Annotated in this window: 10 protein-coding genes; all 10 read right to left on the bottom strand. The window is 28.0% G+C overall.

Translation table 11 applies throughout. The annotated features are described in order from the left end of the window. Window positions 1–9: 9 nt before the first annotated feature. Entirely contained in the window at window positions 10–1,368 is a 1,359-nt protein-coding gene (locus C7448_RS06490; protein ID WP_147300505.1) for a hypothetical protein, read from the bottom strand. Between the two features lie 22 nt (window positions 1,369–1,390). Continuing rightward, complete coding sequence (locus tag C7448_RS06485) at window positions 1,391–3,328, bottom strand: alpha/beta fold hydrolase (RefSeq protein WP_115900546.1); 1,938 nt, start codon at window positions 3,326–3,328, stop codon at window positions 1,391–1,393. 8 nt (window positions 3,329–3,336) lie between these two features. Next, a complete protein-coding gene (locus tag C7448_RS06480; RefSeq protein ID WP_115900545.1) occupies window positions 3,337–7,773 on the bottom strand; it encodes a non-ribosomal peptide synthetase in 4,437 nt (1,478 codons plus the stop codon). 57 nt (window positions 7,774–7,830) lie between these two features. Then, complete coding sequence (locus C7448_RS06475; RefSeq protein ID WP_115900544.1) at window positions 7,831–9,465, bottom strand: cyclic peptide export ABC transporter; 1,635 nt, start codon at window positions 9,463–9,465, stop codon at window positions 7,831–7,833. A 247-nt stretch (window positions 9,466–9,712) separates the two neighbouring features. Then, window positions 9,713–10,456, bottom strand: coding sequence for a thioesterase II family protein (locus C7448_RS06470; RefSeq protein ID WP_115900543.1), 744 nt, complete (start codon window positions 10,454–10,456; stop codon window positions 9,713–9,715). 6 nt (window positions 10,457–10,462) lie between these two features. Continuing rightward, entirely contained in the window at window positions 10,463–12,943 is a 2,481-nt protein-coding gene (locus C7448_RS06465) for an outer membrane beta-barrel family protein (protein WP_115900542.1), read from the bottom strand. A 42-nt stretch (window positions 12,944–12,985) separates the two neighbouring features. Next, a complete protein-coding gene (locus C7448_RS06460; RefSeq protein WP_115900541.1) occupies window positions 12,986–14,308 on the bottom strand; it encodes a condensation domain-containing protein in 1,323 nt (440 codons plus the stop codon). A gap of 78 nt (window positions 14,309–14,386) precedes the next feature. Further along, on the bottom strand, window positions 14,387–17,728 hold the full coding sequence (locus tag C7448_RS06455) for a non-ribosomal peptide synthetase (RefSeq protein WP_115900540.1): 3,342 nt from the start codon (window positions 17,726–17,728) through the stop codon (window positions 14,387–14,389). A gap of 28 nt (window positions 17,729–17,756) precedes the next feature. Continuing rightward, window positions 17,757–19,352 carry an MBL fold metallo-hydrolase gene (locus C7448_RS06450; RefSeq protein WP_115900539.1) on the bottom strand — a complete coding sequence of 532 codons (1,596 nt, stop codon included), beginning with the start codon at window positions 19,350–19,352 and terminating at the stop codon, window positions 17,757–17,759. Window positions 19,353–19,370: 18 nt separating this feature from the next. Then, window positions 19,371–22,412: a non-ribosomal peptide synthetase gene (locus tag C7448_RS06445; RefSeq protein ID WP_115900538.1), complete on the bottom strand. Its 3,042-nt coding sequence runs from the start codon at window positions 22,410–22,412 to the stop codon at window positions 19,371–19,373. Window positions 22,413–22,456: the final 44 nt, after the last annotated feature.

Below are 22,456 nucleotides of genomic sequence, written 5' to 3'. Positions count from 1 at the left end.
TTTAACTTTCTAATTATACTCATATACTAAACCACCTATAGCCCCTGAAGCAACGTTTACCACTCCTGTTTCTTTTTTATTAATTTGTGATAATCTTGCACAAACCCCACCATAGATATCTCCAAACCCATAGGCGCCTAGTATTAATCTATTTGGCACCCATTTATCATCTTCATTTGGAGCAAAAACTGTTCGTGAATCACAAAACTCTTGTACTAAATAATTTTTACTTTCAATGGCTTCTAATATTGTATTATTCCAGTCGTTTTGTTCCATAAACTTCCCTACAAATACATTACTTCCTTGTAGTTCATTTGCCACCTTAATTACAAAAAGGTTTTTATTTTCTTTTAATAAATTGATAAATGAAACCTCTTTTTGATTATACATTACATTTTCATCCTTTAACAATTCTGTCCACGGGATACATTTTAGAATTAATAAATTAATTTCTTCAGAAAAAGATTTTTTTTGAGCTAAAATTCTTAAAATACTCAGGTTTCTTTTATCTCCTAGTAATGTTGTTCCTAAATGGTCTGGAAAGTAAACCCGATTAGTTAAAAAGGCTCTAAATAAATTAGGAGAATTCCCAAGGGAAGCATAATTTAATATCAAAACTGAGTCTATATGTTTATCCTTATAAAAAAGGTTGTTTTTTACTAGATTAAGCTCTTCTATTTTACCTATAAAAACCTTCCCCTTTAATTCTCTATATTTAAGCTCCTCATTTAATAATCTTTGAAAGTATTGTTGGACTTCATTATCTTCTTCAGTGCTTTTACCATATCCTACAAGGAAAATATTTATGTCACTATTTTTACTATTAATAAACTTTAAGCTTTGCTTAATAATAAAATTTATATATATCGATTGGGTTTTCTTTATAACGAAATCTTTATCATTATTTTTCTTTTGCATTATCGGATGTAAACTCCTTATAAGTTCATCAAAATTTTGGAACTCCATTCCACCTATTGAAGACCCCATATTTATTTCTAATACCTTGAATCCTTCTTGAGTTTGTATTATGTCTAAACGTGAGCTTATTTCTATGTCTTTAGCTAATGACATTAAGGCAAATTGAGCTAACATTTCGTTCCCTTCAAAATAAAATTCACTAATCTTTTTTGTATCACTTTTAAAATACAAATAAGGAATTTTTTGTAACAACTTAGGCAACTCTTTACAAAGCTTATTTAAACCTTCTATTTGGTTTTTATCTAAGAGAACTGGCCAAGAACTAATAGGTACATCATAATTATGAAAAATTTCTGGGACTAAATCGTTGTTTACTTTTATTGTGTTTTCTTTTCTTACTCCACTTTTAATAAAAGAATTATATTTTTCTCTTAAAATTGTATTATTCATAGTAGTGCTTTTTAGTATTAAACTACATAATTCCCCAATACATAAAATAAACAATACATAAAAGGTTTGAAAACAGCAGGGAAAAAACAATGCTTCTATCTCTTATAGATTTTAGTTTTAGAAAATAATATGCAAAAGAAAGAATCAAAAGAAAGGCAAAAACAGCAACCCCTATGAATACATAATCAAAGCTACTTGGCAGTCCAAAAGCTAAGATAAAATAATTATTTGCCGCGGTTTCACTTATTCCTCTTACTAATAAAGCAAAGCATAGTATTCCTACTATAGAAGTAAATATCCCCATTAAACGAATGATACTATCTGCTATTTTTGAATACTCTTTTTTAAAGATTTTTATAGTATAATTAATTATAAAAAAGGTCATTAGTACAAACGCAATTATCAAAGGTGACAAAAAAACCGGGTCTAGATTGTTAAAACTACTTCCCATTTTAAATACTCCTGAATTAATAGTTACATCATTCACCAAATGAACTGGTTTAATATCAGAAAAAAGTTTCGTATCACTCTTGATATCTACATCCGATAAAAAATCACTAACTAGTTTACTTCCTTTTTGGGTGAAACTTGCTGAATGTCCATAAGTAGGAATTTCTAAAAATTTTGATTCAGTTAGTTTTGCACTTAACTCGCTTCCATTACTAGATGGAGTTATTGGATCGTACTCTCCAGATATTATGACCGTTGGTATATTCCTTTTTAGATTTTTTGTGGAATTATTCATCATGAAAAGACTATCTCTTTCTGTTTTTCCCCATTTTTCACATACCATAAAATCGGATTCATAGAATGCTACTCCTCCATCTAATCCTTCATATTTACGTGATTCTTTATTAAATTTAGAAATATCATTTAATGGTAATACCTCTTCACAACTAAAGCAATAATACACTCCGTAATCCATACTCAATAAACTTGCAAAAGAAGGAACTAGGTTACTTAAAGCTTTTTTATTTCTTACTCTAAACTGAGAAATCAGTAATGGTATAACCTCAATCATTTGTTTATGATAAAGAGCTTGTTGTATAACAATTTTAAAATCTTCTGAATTAAATGTAAACTCTCCTGATTTTAAAAACTTATCATCTACTTTTACAGTAATTGGATTGATTTCTAAATCTTTTATTACATCGAAAAACATAGTATCTAAATCTTTATAACTAGAATTACATGCTGGATCATCTTTACATTTTTTGAATACTTTTAACAAGCCACTCATAAAACCATCAGTATTTTTCTCATAATAACTACTTATGCTGGAAATTGGAGAGTCTAGAATTAATGATTCAATATCATTTGGATAATTACTAGCGTAAACCTGAGCTACATGAGTACCATAAGAAACCCCGTAAACAGACCATTTTTTATACCCTAAAGATGCTTTAAGTACATTCATATCCTTTGCTATCGCCAGACTATTGTATGATGATATGTCTACTCCTTTACTTATTAAGTCTGTTTTACAAGAAATTACTGCGTTTATCTTTTCTTTCTCATCCTCTTCCTTTTTTTGATTTTTACTCAAAAACTCAAGTATTTTCTTTCCTAAATCAGGACAAAGTCTTGGTTCAGATAGTCCTGTACCTCTTATATCAAAAAGTATGATATCTTTATACTCTCTAATAGGATGGTTTACCCATTGCCAAATGGTTTCTGTTCCGCTCGCTCCTGGACCTCCTTGAATAAAGACAACAGCTTCAGAATTATTCTTACTTTTTTTATTATTTAAAACAGCGTAAGCTATTTTAACTTCTCCTTTTAAACTTTCCCAATTCTCTGGTACTATAAGGTTTCCCCATTGGATATTTTCTCCTTCTAAAAATTTTGAATTTGGAAAAGGTGATTCTCTTTCTTCTTTTCTTATGCTTTGAGCATTTACTATTGTAAATGAAAGAATATTAAAAACTATTGCTAATATTATTGTTCTTTGTAAGTTCATTTTCTTTATTAAAAATTAAATTCTATATCTATTATTGGTTCTTTTTCAAATTCTAAATCAGTATCTAGTTTGTCAATTATAGTCTCTGTATTATTAATTACATTGACAATAAGTGCTTTATACCTTAGTGCAAGTAATTCTATTGTACTTTTTTCATAAATAGACTCATTATATTCAAATTTTGCTGTGGTTTCTTCAGCACCTTGAATAAAATTTAACAAAAGCGGAACCCTAGTGTAAAATGATGGTATTTGATATTCTTTAAGAGTTAGTGTAGGAGTAACTTCTATATTACTATAATTAAACGAAGGAGCTTGTAAAGCTATTAAAACCTCAAAATTTAAATTTTTATAAACAACTTTAGGTAAGTTTTGATAAGCATCTCCTCTCAGTAAATCATCTTGTACTTCCTTTAAGAAACTATCTAATTTTTCTTTACCCTCAATTCTTGTCCTTTGTGGCAAAGTTTTCACAAACATACCTAGTTGATTATTTAATTCAGCTTTTCCTCTTCCTGAGTTAACTACTCCAATACATACTTCTTTATGATTATATAATTTACAGAGAAGTATATTAAATACTCCTACTAAAAAAGAGTGTAATGTTAGCTCTTGTTCTTTTAAATAGTTATCTATTGTTTTTTTTAGATTCAAATCGATTTTAAAACTAAATTCATTAGCTTTATTAAAATCAGATTGAATTTCATTTTTTTGAGGAATTATTGATTCCCATGAGTAACCGTTCAAATATTCCCTCCAATAACTTTCTCTTTCTTTAGTATCTTGCTTTTCTATGTTTTCATACCATACACTATAATCTTTAAATTGAAGAGGTAGCTTTTCTTGAATAGAATTAACTCCTTTTAAATTGAACTTATAATCATTTAACACTTCCTTTATTAATACTTCCATAGACCACCCATCTAGTATTAAATGATGACCAGAAAATACAAAGTATTTTTTATCTAGAGTAGTTAAGATTATCCCTCGAATTAAAACATCTTTCTCGAATTTAAATTCTTTATTTACAAAACCAGATATAAAATCGTCAACTCCTTCCTCTACTATTTTTTTTTCTTCAAGATAAAATTTATGTTTCTTTTCTAAACTTATTTTTTGTCTTGGTTCACCATCTATTTCAATAAAATTAGTTCGGAGTATTTCATGTTTTTCAATTAACTTTCTGAGCGAAAACTCTAAAGCAGACTTATTTATTTCTCCAAAAATTTCATACACAGCATTCATATTATATGCCTTAGATATTGCTTCATTTTGAGATGCTAACCATATGCTATATTGAGGAAAAGTTAACGGGTAATTGTCTTTCTTTTCAGCAAGAGTAATCTTATTTATTTTTCTTTCCTTTTGATTTTCTATGAAAAAAGACAATTTTTCAATTGTAGGATTTTTGAAAATATCTTTCAAGCTAATACTCACATTAAGCTCTTTTTCAATAGTACTAGCTAACCTCACAGCATTTATAGAATGTCCTCCTAAAGAGAAAAAGCTTTCTTGTAAACTAATTTCTGTTTTCAGTCCAAGTACTAATTTAAAACACCCCTTTAGTTTAAAGGTCATCTCAGTTTCAATACCAATATCTTCTTTAGTGATTTTATTATCTATTTCTAGACTTAGTAATTTTTTCCTATCTATTTTTTTATTTGGTGTTAAAGGAAACTCATCTACTTTTACTATCACAGAAGGAATCATATATTCTGGTAGCGTTTCTCTTAATTTCTCTTTTATAAATTTTGTATCTAATGTAATTCCATTTTTTAATGATACAAAAGCAATTAGATATGATTCTTGGTTTTCTAATTCTTTAGCCAAGACAACAGATCCCTTTACCTTTTCTAACTCATTTAATTTACATTCTATTTCTCCTGTTTCTATACGGTAGCCTCTTACCTTAACTTGAAAATCATTTCTTCCTTGAAAAAGTATTTCCCCTTCTTTATTCCATTTACCTATATCTCCAGTTTCGTAGATTCTCTCCTCTTCTTTAAAAGGGTTTCTGATAAACTTCTTTTTACTTAATTCTTTATTTTTATAATAACCTTTTGCTAAACCATCTCCTCCTATATATATTGATCCTAAAGCACCAATTGAAACTCTTTCTAAGTTGTTATTTAAAATATAAAACTTTGTATTATTTATTGGTTTACCAATATTATTTGCATCATCTTCTTTTTCTATCTTTTTTGCACTTGACCATACCGTTGTTTCTGTTGGTCCGTACATATTCCACACCTCAGAAAAGTTTTCTAATAATTTACCCGTTAATTTATTGCTTAGTAAATCTCCTCCACATAATGCCCTTATATTTCTATCGCCTTTCCATCCTGAATTAAACAAAAGTTGATAAAAACTAGGAGTACCCTGAATTACTGTTGTACCTACCTCTTTTATTTTTTCTTTTAAAGATTTTGGTTCATTTAATATTTTTTTATTAGCAACATAGACAGAAGCTCCCCTTATTAATGGCACATAAAACTCTAAGATTGAAATATCAAAAGACTGAGTCGTTACTGAAAAAAGAATATCATCTAGAGTAAAATTTTGATTATCTCTAATACTTATTAAGAAATTTAAAAGCGACTTATGACTTATTTCTACTCCTTTAGGGTTACCAGTTGATCCAGAAGTATATATAATATAAGCTGTTTCATCTGCATCAATAACTTTCTTTGATTTAAAAACTCTTAAACTATTCTCTTTTATAAAGAATTCTTCTACATCTAAATAATGACCATGTGCTAAGTTTTCTTTTTTTGTTTCCTCTGTTCCAAAAACATAACACGCACCACTATGCTCTAAAATATAGTTTATTCTTTTTTCTGGAAATTCTGGATCTAATGGAATGTATGAATTTCCTGACTTCAAAATACCTAAAAATGTTACCAACATTTTTGCTGACCTTGGTATTAAAACAGCTATAGGTGATTTTTCTATATTCAGTTGAGTAATAGATTCTGCTATTGCATCAGATAAATTCTCTAAATCTCTAAATGAGTATGAATTCCATTCATCTGTAACAGCTATTTTATTAGGCCTCTCTTTAACTCTCTCTTTTATAACTGATAAAAATGTTTGCTCCTTAGGATACCCTATATCCATTCGGTTAAAAGAGTCTAGTAACCCCTCTTCTTTAGTTGTTAAAAAATTAAAGGTATTTAACTTACCCTTTGGGTTTTCGATTACTTCATAAATCAGTTTTTCAAAATGTTTTACTACCTGAGATATTGAATAATTGTCGAAATAGCTTAAATTATAATCAAAATCAATTTTAACATCTTCACTCTTATCAAACTCTCTTATGTATACTGCCAAAGCTACACGTTCAGATTTATGAGTCATTGGAATAACACGAGTAACAGTATCTCTAAAATGATCAGCGTAGTCTTGTTTTTCATACGATAGTGTTACATTATATATCCTATCCTTTTCTTCAAAAGCCTTTAGCTTTTGAACTATTTTTCCCATTGGGAAACGTTGATGCCTATAATCTTTTCTAAGTTGAGATTTAATTTCTTTTATGAATTCTTCAAATGTAAATTCTGAATCTATTTTCATTCTTAGGGCTGAAACGCCCATAAAAAGTCCAACAGTTTTTTTAAAGATCGGTTTTCCTCTATTCAATACAGGTAAACCAATTGCAAAATCATTAATTTCATGTTTTTTTGAAAAATAAAGATAAAATACTCCTAAGATTATATGGAAAGTAGAACAATTGTTAGCTTCTGCTATCTTTTCTAATTTTGTGTATATTTCTCTTTTTATACATAATTCCTTTCTTTTACTTTCATTTAATCTTTTGTTTGTTTTGTTCTTTTCTAAAAAACGCCTAGGTAAGTTCTTAAACTTATTTACCCAGTAGTCTTCATCCTTTTTAAAATTTTCAGAGTTTTCATATAATCTATCATCTTTTACAAAATTTTTATATGAATATGGATAACTTGAAAGAAATTGACTATTACCAAATAACTCATTATAATTTTTAACCAATCTCTGAAACATTAAAGATGTTCCCCAACCATCAGTGATTATATGGTGGTATTTTGAAAATAGATAATAAAATGTATCTGATACTTTAATTAAAATAAACTCATGTAATAATTCTTTTTTTGCTAAATCAAAACTTATAACAAATGAATTGTCCATATAATTTATAGCCTCTTCATTAGCATTTACTTTACTAGATAAATCAAGAAATATTAAGTCTTCTTCAAAACCTTCTTGTATTTCAAAAAATACTTGATCTTTATTAACAAAAATTTTAGTTCTGAAGGCATCGTGTTGATTTATAAGTCCTTTATACGCTCCATTTAAAATTTCATATTTAATTGGCCCGTCAATAACTATTTTAGCTCCAATATTATATATAGGTTCATCTATATATAATAGTTGCTCAAAATAGACATCTTGTTGTGGAAGTGTCAATTTCATTTTTTATTCAGAAATAAATTGTGATAAATTAATGTGGTATTTCTTAGCAAGACTCTCTTAAGCCCAGAGATTATCTGCCAACACAGCTTCACTATTAACTGTAACGTCTTTTACTATTTTTCCATAATCAAACTTAATAATCCTATCAGCTTGGTGGAAATATGCATCATCATGTGTAACGGCAATAATTGTTTTTCCAGAATCTTTTAATCTTGGAATTAACTCTTCATAAAAGAATTTTCTAAAATGTGGATCTTGATCGGCAGCCCATTCATCAAGAACTAAAATTGGCTTTTTTTCTAGAATAGCAAATATTAAAGACATTCTTTTACTCTGCCCTTTTGAGAATTTTCTTCGTGCTGACGCATCTTTATCATCTTCAATAACTTTATCTAGTTCCATTGTTTTCAACAAATTAATATACTCTTCATTATTCTCTATCTCGTAATCTTCATAATTATGTGAAAAAATATGATTATCTGTAAAAACAGCAGCTATCATATTTTGTAATTCTTCTTTTCCTTCTAATTCTTTAGAGTCATTTAAATATATTTCTCCTTCTGTTGAGTTATACAATCCTGTTAAAACATTTATAAATGTACTTTTTCCTGAACCATTTCCCCCTACAATAAATATAGTTTCTCCTTTTTTAATTTCCATATTAATAGGTCCTAAAGAAAATGTAGAATCATTTTTTTCATCGTTATAAGAAAATGAAATGTTATTAAATTTTACAGATTTAAAATCATGTTCTAAAGTTATTTGAGTGTTTTTTTCATCTTTTACTACAGCAAAATCTTGCATAAACTTTTTAATCCTTGAATTAGCAACTAAAAATCGTGTATACATTTGCTGTAAATTAATTAAGTTATTTATAGGCCCCGATATAAATAAGATTATAACAACATATGAAATTACATCATCTCTATTTAATAACTCGAACTCTGGGAGGACAAACAAAATAGCAGCTATTACAAAATATAACCCATACTGACTTATTAGATTAATAGACAGAAAAATATAATTAATTCTAAAATCTAAGTCTCTTGCTTCATTTCTGTTTGGAATTAAAAATCTATTCATTAAGTTTTTCCTTCTAAAAAAACTTAACTTAAGTTCTTTAAATCCTTGCATTACATCATCTACATACTGGTAATAATGTTCATTATACTCTCTTAAAGCAGCTACTTTTTTAGACATTGAGTTCATTACTATAAAATAACAAGCTCCCACAATAATGATTAACCCAATTACTATTAATGCTGAAACTATTGATAGTGTAAACATATATACCAAACATAACACGAGCATTAATAATGAATTGATTGTATGAGTTATTGTGTAAGGTAACATTGCAAATGTTCTTAAATCTTCAACAACAGTAAAAAAGCGCTTTGACCCAAACTTTTCTAGTTTGAGTAAAGGGGCTTTTATTATATGATCAAAAACTTTCTTTTCATTAGCGTAAAGTAAATTGAAAGAAAATTTGTTTAGCCATTTTTGATATACTACATTTAATAGGTATGTATAAATTACGAGAGATAGGAAAACAATTCCCATGTAATCATGTAGAAAATCTTCTTTTCCTGCTAGTACATTGTTTATTATGTAAACTATTCCAAAACTTAATATTGTATTGGGCAAAGCATATAATATCAAAAAAATGATATTTTTTGGTTTAAGTTTCAACATTCTATTTTTTTTTGTAAAAAAAGTGACATATCGTATTATATCACTTAAGTGATTAATAATTTCGTTTATTTATTTTTATGATAAATCTCCCTTGAAACACTTGTGTTTTCATTTTTAACAGTTTACAAATAAGAGTGTTTCAAGGAAACAGTAGTTTCCTACTTTTTTTTTAGAAGAAAGTTATAAATTAGAAGAAATGATTATAACTATTTAGTAAACTGTATAGGCGGTAATTCTGCTTTAACTTCTAATCAAAGTTGCTAATAAGAACGTTACTAAAAGCTTCTTTAATAATTGCTGAAATGTTTTCTGGATGATCATATATAAAAAAATGATTTCCTTTAAACAAAGAACAATTAAAACTTGAAGACGTATAATTTTTCCAGTTGTCTATTCTAGACGAGTGTTCCTCTTTTTTCCCCATTAAAGCATATATAGGGCTTTTAATTACGATATTTTTTGATAATGTATTATCATCCTCTAGAACTTGAAAGTCGGCTCTAATAATAGGTTTAAAAAAATCAAAAATATCATTGTCTTGAAGAACTTCTTCTGGCATCCCTCCTATTTCTCTTAACTCTTCTTTTAATTCATCATCACTTAATTTATATCGAAGCTTTTTTGATTTTTCTTTTACCAAATCATACGTTTCCTTTTTAGGCCCTGGATTTCCTGAAACAAATAAGTATTCAGGAAACAGTAAACTCTTTTCTAATCTTTTTGTCACATAAAAGCCTAAATCTGCTCCCATACTATGACCAAAAATCATAAATGGTACACCTTCGTGTAAAAGTTTAATTTGCCTCACATAATCTTCAATAGCTACCTCTTTATTTTTGATTAATTCTTCCTCAATTCTTTTTCCCCTTCCTGGTAGTTCTAAAGGGATAAATTCAAAACAATTAGGTAAAAATGGTTTCAAAAAATCAAATGAGTACGAACTTCCTCCTGCAAAATGTAGAAGAAAAACTTTTATTATCTTGTTTTCCATTATCCTTTAATTTCCTGCTCTTCCTTTTTCCTCTTCATTACCAAAATTCCTTTGATTTACTCTTACCTTTTTATTTCCAAAATTATACGTTAGTGTCATTCTAAAATTCCTGTTACTAGGAAACATCTTCTGAGTTTGTTTAATATTATTGGTAAAGGAAGTTGATTTTCTAGGGCTTGTATTAAAAATATCATATACCCCCATTGATAATTGCCAACTATTTTTAGATATATTAAACTTCATTGCCAAATCTAACTCATGACTCTCACCGTACTCAAATAAGTTATTTTTGAATGCTGAGCTATACCAATAATTTATTTGAGCTTTTATTGTTCTTTTAGAGTTTAAGGTAAAAGTATTATTTGTTGATCCATAAAATCTAAATCCATTTTGTGGCTTAGCTATAATTCCATCTGAAAAGGATAAACTTGTTTTATTTCCAATTAAGTATATACTATTTTGGCTTTCCCACCATGAAATTTTATCAAAAGTGTAATATTCAGATATCCCATAATTATAATGAGTATAAAAATTCTGATGCTTAAAAAATTGCTCATTAGTCGTATCATCAATATCAGCGATTTCTCCAAATCCATCATTCTCTATACTAAAAAATAAAGTTGTAATCCAATTACTTTTATATGTATGAATGAATTCCAAATTATCAGTAAACGAAGGTTTTAATTGGGGATTACCTTCTATAAAGTTAACATTACTAATATATGTTCTCGCTGGGTTTAATTGATAGTATAAAGGTCTACTTATTCTCCTTCCATAATTAAAAGAAAAATTGTTATTCTCATTCATTTTATAACTAATATATAAGGTAGGAAAAACCCTGAGATAATCATTAGTGTTTGTCTGATTTAGTACGTTTGAGACTCCTTTAGTTTGAGTGTTTTCCATCCTTAACCCTAACTGTCCACTCCATTTTTCATTAAACTTTTTAGAACCATTGATATATACTGCTTGATTATTCTCTGTATATTCAAAATCATCAGAATCATTTACAATTAATTCTGGTGTTCCTGATAAAGTATTAAAATTATCTGTTTTATACTCACTTTTAGTAAAACTGGCCTTAACTCCATAAGATAAATTGAATGCTTTTAAAGGATACTCCATATCTAGCTTTACACTAAAGTTTTCAATTTTTTGATTAGAAACATTCTTATTTGAAAAAATATTATTTAAGAAATCTCCATCACTGGTATAACTCTTTGTATTTACATTTCTATCATTATCAGAATTGTATGTGAAATAATCTAAATCTGTAGATAAGTTTTTTCCTTTTTCATCAATTTTCGTCTTAAAATGTACATTTAATGAATGATTATACTTTTGTTGTTTACTTCTACCTTTATTATTTAATAAAGAGTCAACTACCATTGCATTATTAAAAATCTTGGTTTTCGAAAAGGTTGTTTGACTTGGATCTGGATTACTTAGATTACCTAAATACTGAAAACCAATTGTAGAATTTTTACTTACGTCGTAGTCAAGCATCAATCTACCTGATAAGTTTTCATTGTTCCATTTATCTCTTCTTGAAATTACCCAAGGTCCTGAAGAATAAAAAATTTTTCCATCTCTATCAATAATTGTATTTCCTTTAGTGCCACTCAAGCTTAAAATCAAACTTAATTTGTCTTTTTGGTAAGTAAAATTATTTCTCAAAGTAAATCGTGGTAAAAAAGACTGGAAATAAGTTAATGATGTTCTGTTATTCCAAGAATTTTTTCTTCCTTTCTTATAAATAATGTTAATCAAGCCACTATTTCCTTCAGCTTCATACTTAGCTGGTGGGTTGGTAATTATTTCGATTTCTTTTATATCATCTGTGGGTATAGATGATATAAAACTCATTAAAGCTTCTCCAGAGAGTTGAATGATTCTTCCATCAATCATCACTCTCATATTACTTTTCCCAATAATTGAAATGTTACTACCATTAACTATCACTCCTGGTGCTATCTTTAAAGCATCTAAAACATCACCTCCTGAGGCAGCTATATTACTTTCAATGTTATATACTAGTCTATCTGTTTTTCTTCTTATGAGTTTTCTTTTGGCTACTACTGTTACTTCTCCTAGCTCTGTTTTTTCTTCTTCTAAAAAAATTGGTTGTAATTCTATGTTTTCTAATAGCTCTACTTGTTGCTTATAAACTTTAAATCCAACATAAGTTATTGATAAAACGTATAATCCTTTATTTGCTTCTATTTCAAAACTTCCATCTTCAGAGGTAACGCTTCCTGCTATAATTTCGTCTTTATCATTCGTTAAAACAACATTGGCATATGGTACAGCTCCCATTTCATCTTTTACTTTCCCTTTTATTTTCTTTTGTACAAAAAGAACATTGGAATCTGATATGGTTTTTACTTCATCTTTTTCTTTTATTTTATTTTGTGAAAAAACTACAATTGGTATTATATACATACATAAAGCAACTACTTTATGTAATTTGTTTTTCAGGTTAATCATAAAATTTTTAAGTTAATTTTTAATTAATAGTTTAAATATTTGTTAGTCCTTTTGTATGGCATTAATTAATTCGTTTGATATCAAATAATTCAAATTAAGTAAACTCTTATTTTCCTCGTAAACATCTAACCTACAAGTCATTTCTATCTCAAGAGAGTTTTCATATAAGACATTGTAAAGGTTTATTGGTTTTTCTTGATTCAATTTTTTCTTTTTTTTGTAAAACAACTGATTACTTAAAAACGTTCCTTTCTCAAACTCTCTTTTTATATGCTCAAGTGATACATAATTATAAAGTCCTAAAATGTGATTATCTATATTTACTTTGTCTTTAAACAAAACTTCATTCTTAATTACTTCATAAGGAATATCTTGATTTAACCTTGCATTACAGTATGCTATAAATACGTCAAAAATTAAGCTTCGTGACATCTTATTTTGTTTCGCTATTGGTAGAGGTAATGAATTGGCTACCATTCCAAGTACCTTTTTGATATCAAAATCATCAAAAACTTTCTCTCGGCCATCTACTCTTATCAATTGTATTCCTCTATTGTCAGGAAAAGCAATATTTAACATCCTTTGATGCAGTGTCATTAAAACTCCTGTTAAGGGTAGGTTAACTTTTCTTACTAAAAATTTCATATTTTCAAAATCACTTCCCTTTATAATTAATTTTTGAGAAACAAATATTTTTTGACTTTCAAAATCATAATTCTTTTCTTCAGTTAAATTAACTTTCTTGATTAAATCAACCCAAAACTGCTTTTTTACTTTTGCTTTTACAGACTCTAAGTATTTTTTTTGCCATTCAGCAAAAAAGAAGCTTGATATATAGCTTGAATCAAACTCTTGATTCTTGAAAAAAGAAAAAAGGTTATTACTTAACATCATATTCGTTTTCATATCTATTAGAGAATAATGAATTCCTAAAACAATAACCAACTCATTCTTTTGCTGTATATCATCAAAAACAATTACCCGTATCAGTTCTCCTTTAAAAAAATTACAATTTCTTTTTAAAAAGGAAGTACCCTCAGAAATTAATTTTTGCTCATCAATCTCTGTATCAATTTTCTTATAAGTTATATCCAATAAAACCTTTTCAGCTCCAACAAATTGTTGCTTTATTTCTCCCTGTTTACTAATATAGCTAACACACAATTCAGGATAAATAGCTAAAAATTCACGTATCCTAATTTCTAATTCCTCTTTATTAAAGTAAGGTATTCTTGTAGGTGATAAAATAGAAACTGCCCTTGAATCTTTTAATAAGGACTTTTGATTTTCAGAAATAGAAAATATATCTCCAATATTCAAATCGTTTTGAAAAGTAGATTTCTCTTCTTTTTTATTTTCAATCATTCTTCAACTATTTTCTAAATTAAGTAACTCATTTCCAAAACAAAAAAGATTTGGCTCTATGAATTAAATGTCTTTTTTTTAAATTATATTTTCTTCGAAGACAACTTCTTCTAAAAGACTAGCAATTTGTTTTATTTTTGGTTTTTTAACTACTTCTGCTATATTTAAATTGAATCCTAATTGTTTTAATTTTGATATAAGTTCGATTAATTTCAAAGAGTTTCCTCCTAAAAAGAAAAAGTCATCTTCCATACTAACTTTTTCAATTCCCAAAATATTTTTAATTACCTCATCTAACAGTTTTTCTGTTTCTGTTTCTGGAGCGATATACTCAACTCCACTTGAAATTAAATTTCCTTTTAGTTCTAATAGCTTTTTACTGTCTATTTTTCCATTTCTTGTTAAAGGAAACTCCTCCAGTTTAACATATTTATCTGGTATCATATATTCTGGTAAACTTTCTAGCAAAAACTCTTTTAATTCTTTTAAGTTTTGGTCTTTCTCTCCAACAAAATATGCTATTAACTCATTCTGATTTATATTATTTTCATGAACTAAAACTTTAGACTCACTAATTCCCTCTTTCTTTTGGAATTCTTTCTCTATTTCACCTAACTCAACTCTAAAACCTCTTACTTTTACCTGGTTATCCTCTCTTCCAATAAATTCAATTTCTCCAGTTTTTGTCCATTTCCCAAAATCTCCAGTTCTATACATTAATTCTCCTTTACGGAATGGGTTTTCTATAAACTTCCCTTCTGATAATTTTGTATTATTAATGTATCCTTTAGCCAGATTTTGTCCACCAACATAAATTTCTCCTTTTCCTTTTATTGGTAATAATTTTCTTTCTCTATCTAAAATATAGATATAGTTATTATGTATTGGCTTACCTATACTTACACTTTCCCCCTCTATAATTTCTTTTACTGTTGTCCAAATAGTATTTTCACTTGGTCCATATTCATTAAACATTCTACATTTTGGAGTCTTTTCAAAATGTTTATCGACCAAATAAGTATGAATTGCCTCACCTCCTAGAATTACTCTTTCTAAATTTATATCTGTGTAAGATTCTTCTTTTAAAATAAGTTGATAAAGTGAAGGTGGGTTACATAAGCATTTTATTTTGTTTTCTTTTAAATACTTTATAATAAAACTTGGATTCTTCAAGCTTCCTTCATCTAAGATGTGATATACTGATCCTGTAGTTAAAGCATTCCAATACAATCCAATCGAAGCATCAAATGAAAACGGAGTTATAGCAAGCATTGAATCTATGTTTGAATAAAATTCATTTCGAGATAATATAGAGTTCAATAAACTTCCATGAGATACCATTACTCCTTTAGGAGTGCCTGTTGAGCCAGATGTATAAATAACGTAAGCTAAATCACTATTAGAACTTACCTCTACAACAGGCTCATCTTTTTCTAATGAATCAAACTCAACATCAATTGCAAAAACATCTCCATCAAAAAAATCTAAATCAAAAATATAGTTTGCTTCAGTAATTAATACTTTTGAATTTGTTTCTTTCCTTATATGTTTTTTTCGAAATGTAGGCATCATTGGACTTATTGGAACATATGCGGCACCTGATTTCATCACACCTAAAATTGCAATTATCATCCACTCATTACGGTCAAGCTGAATTCCAACAATATCGTTTGGTTTAATATTAAAATCTTCTTTTAAAAAGTTTGCTACTTTATTTGATGCTAAATCAAGTTCTTTATATGATAAACTTTTGTCCTTGAATTGAATTGCTTTTTTGTCTGGATTTGCAGATGAAAACTCACTAAACAACGTTAAAACTGTCTTAGATGTATCTGCGACTAATTCATTACTATTAAAAGTATTTAAAAGGTTTTCAATCTCATTTTTCGACAAGTACTCTACTTCTTCTGTTTTTACAGAAGGATTATCTGAGATATTACTTAGGATATTTTTAAAATGACTCATAAAGTTCATAATAACATCCTGTTCATAAACATCTGAGTTATAATTTACTCCAAAAGAAATACAACCATCAACTTCTTGAAAATGCAACTCTAAGTCATTTTTACATTGACTATCTCCCAATACTTTAATTTCATCTAACTCACTTTCGCTCACCGTGTCTAAGTTTGAAGTAATATTGTTATAAGTTACTGATATATCAAAAATTGGACTACGACTCATGTCATAACTCACATTTAAATCCTGGACTAAACGATCAAATGGATATGCTTGATATTTATACGCCTCTAGAGTTGTTTGCTTTATTCTGTTAAAAAATTCTTCAAAAGTTTCATCTGGAATCACTTGATTTCTTAATGGTAGAATATTTAAATAGAAACCAATTTGGTTTTCTAATTCAGTTCTATCCCTACCATGTACAGGTGTTCCAATAGTAATATCTTTTTCAGATGTATATTTATATAGTAATACCTTCAAAGCTGCAACAATCCCCATAAACAAACTTCCTCCTTGTTTTTGGGTTATTTCTTTTATTTCTCTGGTTACTTTAGGGCTTATATATGCCTCTAAACTATTCCCTTTATATGTCTTAGCCGTAGGACGATTTTTATCCGTAGGTAAATCTAGTGTAGGAATATCACCAGAAAGTTTATTCAACCAATATGCCTTTGCTTTTTCAGTTTCATCTTTACTCAATTTATCTAATTGCCATGCAGCGTAATCTTTATATTGAATTTCGAGAGGCTCTAACTCTACTTTAACGTTATTTTTATAACTGTTATAAAACGCTAAAACATCTTTAGATAAAACTAGCAAAGACCATCCATCACTTATTATATGATGCATATTGTAATACAGTTCAAAACATTCGTCAGACGTTTGAAGTAACGATATTCTTAGTAAAGGACCTCTCTCTAAATCAAAAGGTAAAATTGAATCATTCTTTATATAATCTTCAACTTCTTCTTGGGGAGAACTACTTCCTCTAAAGTCTTTATAATCCACAGAAAAAATCAAATCTTGAACTGGAATTATTTTTTGCCACACCTTACCTTCTTCATCTTCTTGAAAAACTGTTCTTAAAATTTCATGTCTTTCTATTACTGAAAGAATAGCTTTATTAAAATTCGTTATATCTATTTTTTCATTTAAAGGCATGTGAAAAGGCATATTGAATGCAGATGTTTTACCTTCAAAACGATCAATTACCCAGAGCCTCATTTGAGCTGACGACAGCTCATACTTCTCCGATTCTGATATTTTTTTAATTTTACTAAAACCAGAATTTTTACTTTTCAAAAACTCAACTAAAACTTGTTTATTTGTTTTTATTTTTTCTATTAACTCTGGAGTTAAACCTTTATCATATGAAGCAATTTCTATTGTATCATCAGCGTTTAACTTTAAGTGTATTTTTTCTTCTCTTAATTTAGAGATTATTTTTTCTGCTGTTTCCATAATATCTATGTATTAATTGAAATGGTTATTAGTATTCTATTGTTTTTTCACCAAACAATCTTTCTGCATCTTTTCCCATCTCAATACACTTAGTCACAAGTTTATTTGATTCTTTTATTGGTCTAGATTCATCTGTATATCTAATAGAGCTTATAAATTCAAGCCATGGTTCTAATCCCATAGCATAAACAAAAACATTCTTAGGATTAAATATGTTTATTAATGACATACCTTGTTCATAATCACTTCCTGCTAAACGTCTTGAAAGGTCTTTATCTCTTTCTAACTTGTCATATAACAATGGTCCATACACCCATGATAAAGGCGCTCCATCACATTCCATTCCTAAAAACAATACATCTACATTACCGATAACTTTTTGAACTCTTTCATATATTTTTGGCTCAATATTACATGAATCTGCTACAAAAAGAACATTAAAATTATTATGAAGACCAACGTGAAAACAAAGCTTACTTCTAATATCTAGATCACAATGTTCTCCTAAAAAAGGTAAACCTGTAATACTACACCTATCTAACTCTATAGACTCCATTTCATCTAACTCAATAACATTAAAGAACCCTATCTTATTTAACATTAATCTTAAACTAGGGTCTTGAATATTTCCTTTACTTCCACTAGGAACAACTATGTTTTTTATTCTATGTCTTAACTGTAGTAAAGTTTCAAATAAAATATGGTCTTGATGATTGTGAGTGATAAGTACATAGTCTATCATTTCTGGTAAATCATTAACGGTATACCTACTTATATCTGTTTCGTAACCATCATAACTAATAACTGGGTCTACTAAAATCGAGATCTCATTAGTTTCTACTAAAACACTGGCATGTCCAAAATATCTAGTTCGAATTCCTGAACCTGTATATTTTTCGAAACTTTTAGGTGGCTCTATTGAAAAAAAGCTTTTAAAAAGCTCTTCTTGATCTGGCTTTATTCCTAAAGCATTTTTTATATAATTATAATCTCCAGGTGTCTTTTTCATCTTAAAAAGCTCGTCTATAACCTTATCTTTAAATGCAATTTGAAGATGAATTAGATTTTCATCGTCTAGTCTTGGTGTACTTAAAACAAAAGATCTTGCATTATCAGATTCTACTAACTGAAGAGAAATAGACTGTGTACTTTCATCATAGTACTCACTACTATAAAAAAGAGATTCGTAGATTCTAAAATTTGCTCTATTATTTAAATCATAATACAATTCAACATATCCTTTTAATAAATCTGGAACCTTTTCATACAATGGATCTAAAGAGTAGCCTATTGCTTCTTTTTTTAGCATTTCATTCAACTCTTCAAATGCAGCATTAAGTTCTAAAAGACTAGCTCTTTTACTTAATGTTTCTTCATACAACTCTTCTATTTCTTTTACTCTTCCTCCATCATAATCTATAAATGGTCCCCCTAACATTTCAGGCTTTTTTACTGCTGCCGCATGAATTCTAGGATTTTTTATATAGGATTCCATTATTTTTAAATGCCTTTCTTTAATATTTAACCCTGCTGTAGGAGGATACATTAAATGTGACCAAGCATACCATCTGTCTATAAGAGCTTCAATTGCTACATTTGACCTTAAATAATATTTAGTATTCATTTCTTAGTTTTTGGGTAGTTAAATAACTGTTTTATCTACTATTTCGTTTTGATTTTCTTCTGTTTCATGCCAAAGTACATTTTTTACCATCTCTGCCAATCCTTTTATTGTTGGCTCCTGAAATAGCACAATAAGATCTACTTTTGCATTAAACTGTTGTTGTATTTCGGAAACTATTCTTACTGCCTTAATACTATCTCCTCCTATACTGAAAAAATCATCTTCTACACCTATTTTTTCTCTCTTCAAAATATTTTCCCATATCTCAACCAACTTTTCTTCAATCTCATCAGATGGAGCAACGTACATTGAACTTGTTATTACATTTTCCGATGTAGTTGACAATAGTTTTATAGTGTCTATTTTTCCATTTATTGTTAAAGGAAAGTTTTCGACTTTTATAAATAGATTTGGAATCATGTACTCAGGAAGCGAATTCCCTAAAAAACCTCTTAATTCATTTTCTGATAATTCTTCTTCTGTTTTAATAAAAGCTATGATTTCCTTTTCTAAATTGTTATTCTGCTTTACTAAAACCACTGCTTCGTTTATATTCTCTCTTTTATTTAGTAAATTTCCTATCTCTTGAAGTTCTATTCTGTAACCATTTACTTTAACTTGATTATCAACTCTACCTATATATTCAATTTCTCCATTTGACAACCACCTCCCTATATCACCAGATTTATAACTTTTTTCTTCTTCTAAAAAATTAAATTTAATAAACTTCTCTGATGTTAATTTATCGTTGTTTAAGTACCCTTGAGCTACTCCATTACCCGATATTAAAATTTCTCCTGATACACCAATAGGACATTTCTCTCCTTTTTTATTTAAAATTGTAACTTGAGTATTGGCTATTGGTTTTCCTACAAGTATTTCCTCTTTTGATTCTAAATCAATTTTTTTTGCCACACAACCAACTGTTGTTTCTGTAGGACCGTATTCATTATACAAGTGAATAGAATTGGATATTTTTTTAACTACATCTCTATGATTTGGCTTTAATTGTTCTCCTCCACAAATTATTTTCTTAATAGGTGTTGACTCTAAATTAAGCTCATTGAGTAAGATTAGATGAGCAGGAGTTAATTTTAAAGTGTCTATGTTAGAATCTATAAATGCCTTTTTAATAGTATTAACTATTGATTCTTCATTAAAAATAGTTATTCGTTTACCTCTTGTTAATGGAGAGAAAACACTTGTAACTGTTAAATCAAAAGACATTGACGTTACAAACCCAAAATTCCCCAAATTGTCATTAGAAAAATAAAACTCATTAGCCCAGTTTATATAATTATATAAATTCTTATGAGAAACAAGGCATCCCTTTGGTTTTCCTGTTGATCCTGATGTATAAATACAATATGCAATGCTATCTTCTTTTATAACATTAATAGGGTAAGCAGAATCATTATCATAATCTTGTACTTTATTAGGAATAAGGATATTTATATTTTCAAATTCAAACTTATCTACTACTTCATCACAAGAAATAAGTAACTCACATTGTACATCGTTCAAAATATAATTAATTCTATCTTTTGGATAACTCTCATCTATTGGTACATAGTAGGCTCCTGCTTTTAATACTGCTAATGCACTTATAATAGACCATTCTGATGGTTTCATTAGTATAGCAACTCCATTTCCTGGTACAACGTCTTTTTTATTTATTAAGTAATTAGCTAACCTATTTACTTTTTCTTCAAGTTCTTTGTAGGAAATGTTGTTCTCCTCTACTCTTAAGGCAACTTCATTTGGATATTCTTGAGTTCTTTCTTCTATTAAATTTATTACATTTTTTCCTACAACAAATTCTTTATTTGTTTTGTTAACTTTATTTATTATTTCATTTTCTACATCAGTAATAACTAATTCTTTCTCTAAATTTTGAAAGTATCCTTTAATCTGACTTATAATAACTTCACTATCCTTTTCATTGATTTTTCCGACATTAAAATATAATTCAAGTTCAATTCTATCTCCATAATTAACACAGCTAAACTTTAACTCAAAAGGATCTTGTATGGAAGAAAAGTCTTTTACTACTACTTTTTCAGCCTTATCTAATTCTATATACTCAAAACAATATTTAAATATTTTTGCTTCGCTATCGTTTGATTTGATTTCTCTATTTAAGGTAAAAAAATCAGACCATTCTTTAACTTCTTTAATTAAATTTTCAACACTCTCATCCTGAGTATCTTCTTCATTTTTAAAACAAGTTACTGGAACTGTTTTATTAACATAGCCTAAAGTATTTTTTAATTCATCATAATTTCTATAAAACGGTATGTAACCTATTGTTAGCTCTTGTTTTTTAAATAATCTTAAATATTGTGACCATTTATAAAAAAGAAGCTCTTCAATACTTGAATTATTTTTCTTTACTAGACTTTTTAAGTCATCGTATTTACTTCCAGAGATTTCTGTCAACTTAATTTTCTCTACAGTAAAATCATCATTCTTCTTATTTATAAATGGGTAAACCTTCTGATTGAAGTTATAATTTTTACTCTTCCAAAAAAGTTTTGCCTCTTCATCCTCTTCTTTAAGTAGTTCATTTTGCCAAGCACAAAATTTTGTATACTCAATCTTTTCTTTTTCTTCTTCCTTTTTGTTCTCTAATAAACTTGATAATTGATTTGTGAAATTTACAATTGAAAAACTATCAGCCCACAACGAATATATCTTTACATGTAATTCATCAATAAAATTATCTTTCTTTACTATTTTAAAACGAATAGGAGAATCATTTTCTGGATTATATGTTCTATTATAATCTGGATCAGCTGATTCATAAATTTCTAGTTTAACATCCTCTATTTTTTGAAGTGGATATTTATAATTTTCATGATTTAAAACTCTAGCTCTCAACACTTCATTTTCCTTAAGAAGTTTTCTCAACGAGTTCATTAAAACATCTGATTTTACTTTATCAGAGAATTGAAGAGCTACTTCATTAAAAAAAGTATTTAAATTTCTATTTCCGATTAACCAAAGGTTTTTTTGATTTTCGGAAAATTCATATCCTTTTCCGCTTAATTCTAAATTCATAATAAAAGTTTCTTTTTTAGTTAAATTTATGCAGTACTATACCA

The sequence above is a fragment of the Tenacibaculum gallaicum genome (genome assembly GCF_003387615.1).
In the GTDB taxonomy this organism is placed as follows: Bacteria; Bacteroidota; Bacteroidia; order Flavobacteriales; family Flavobacteriaceae; genus Polaribacter; species Polaribacter gallaicus.
This window is presented reverse-complemented; position numbering and strand designations above follow the sequence as displayed.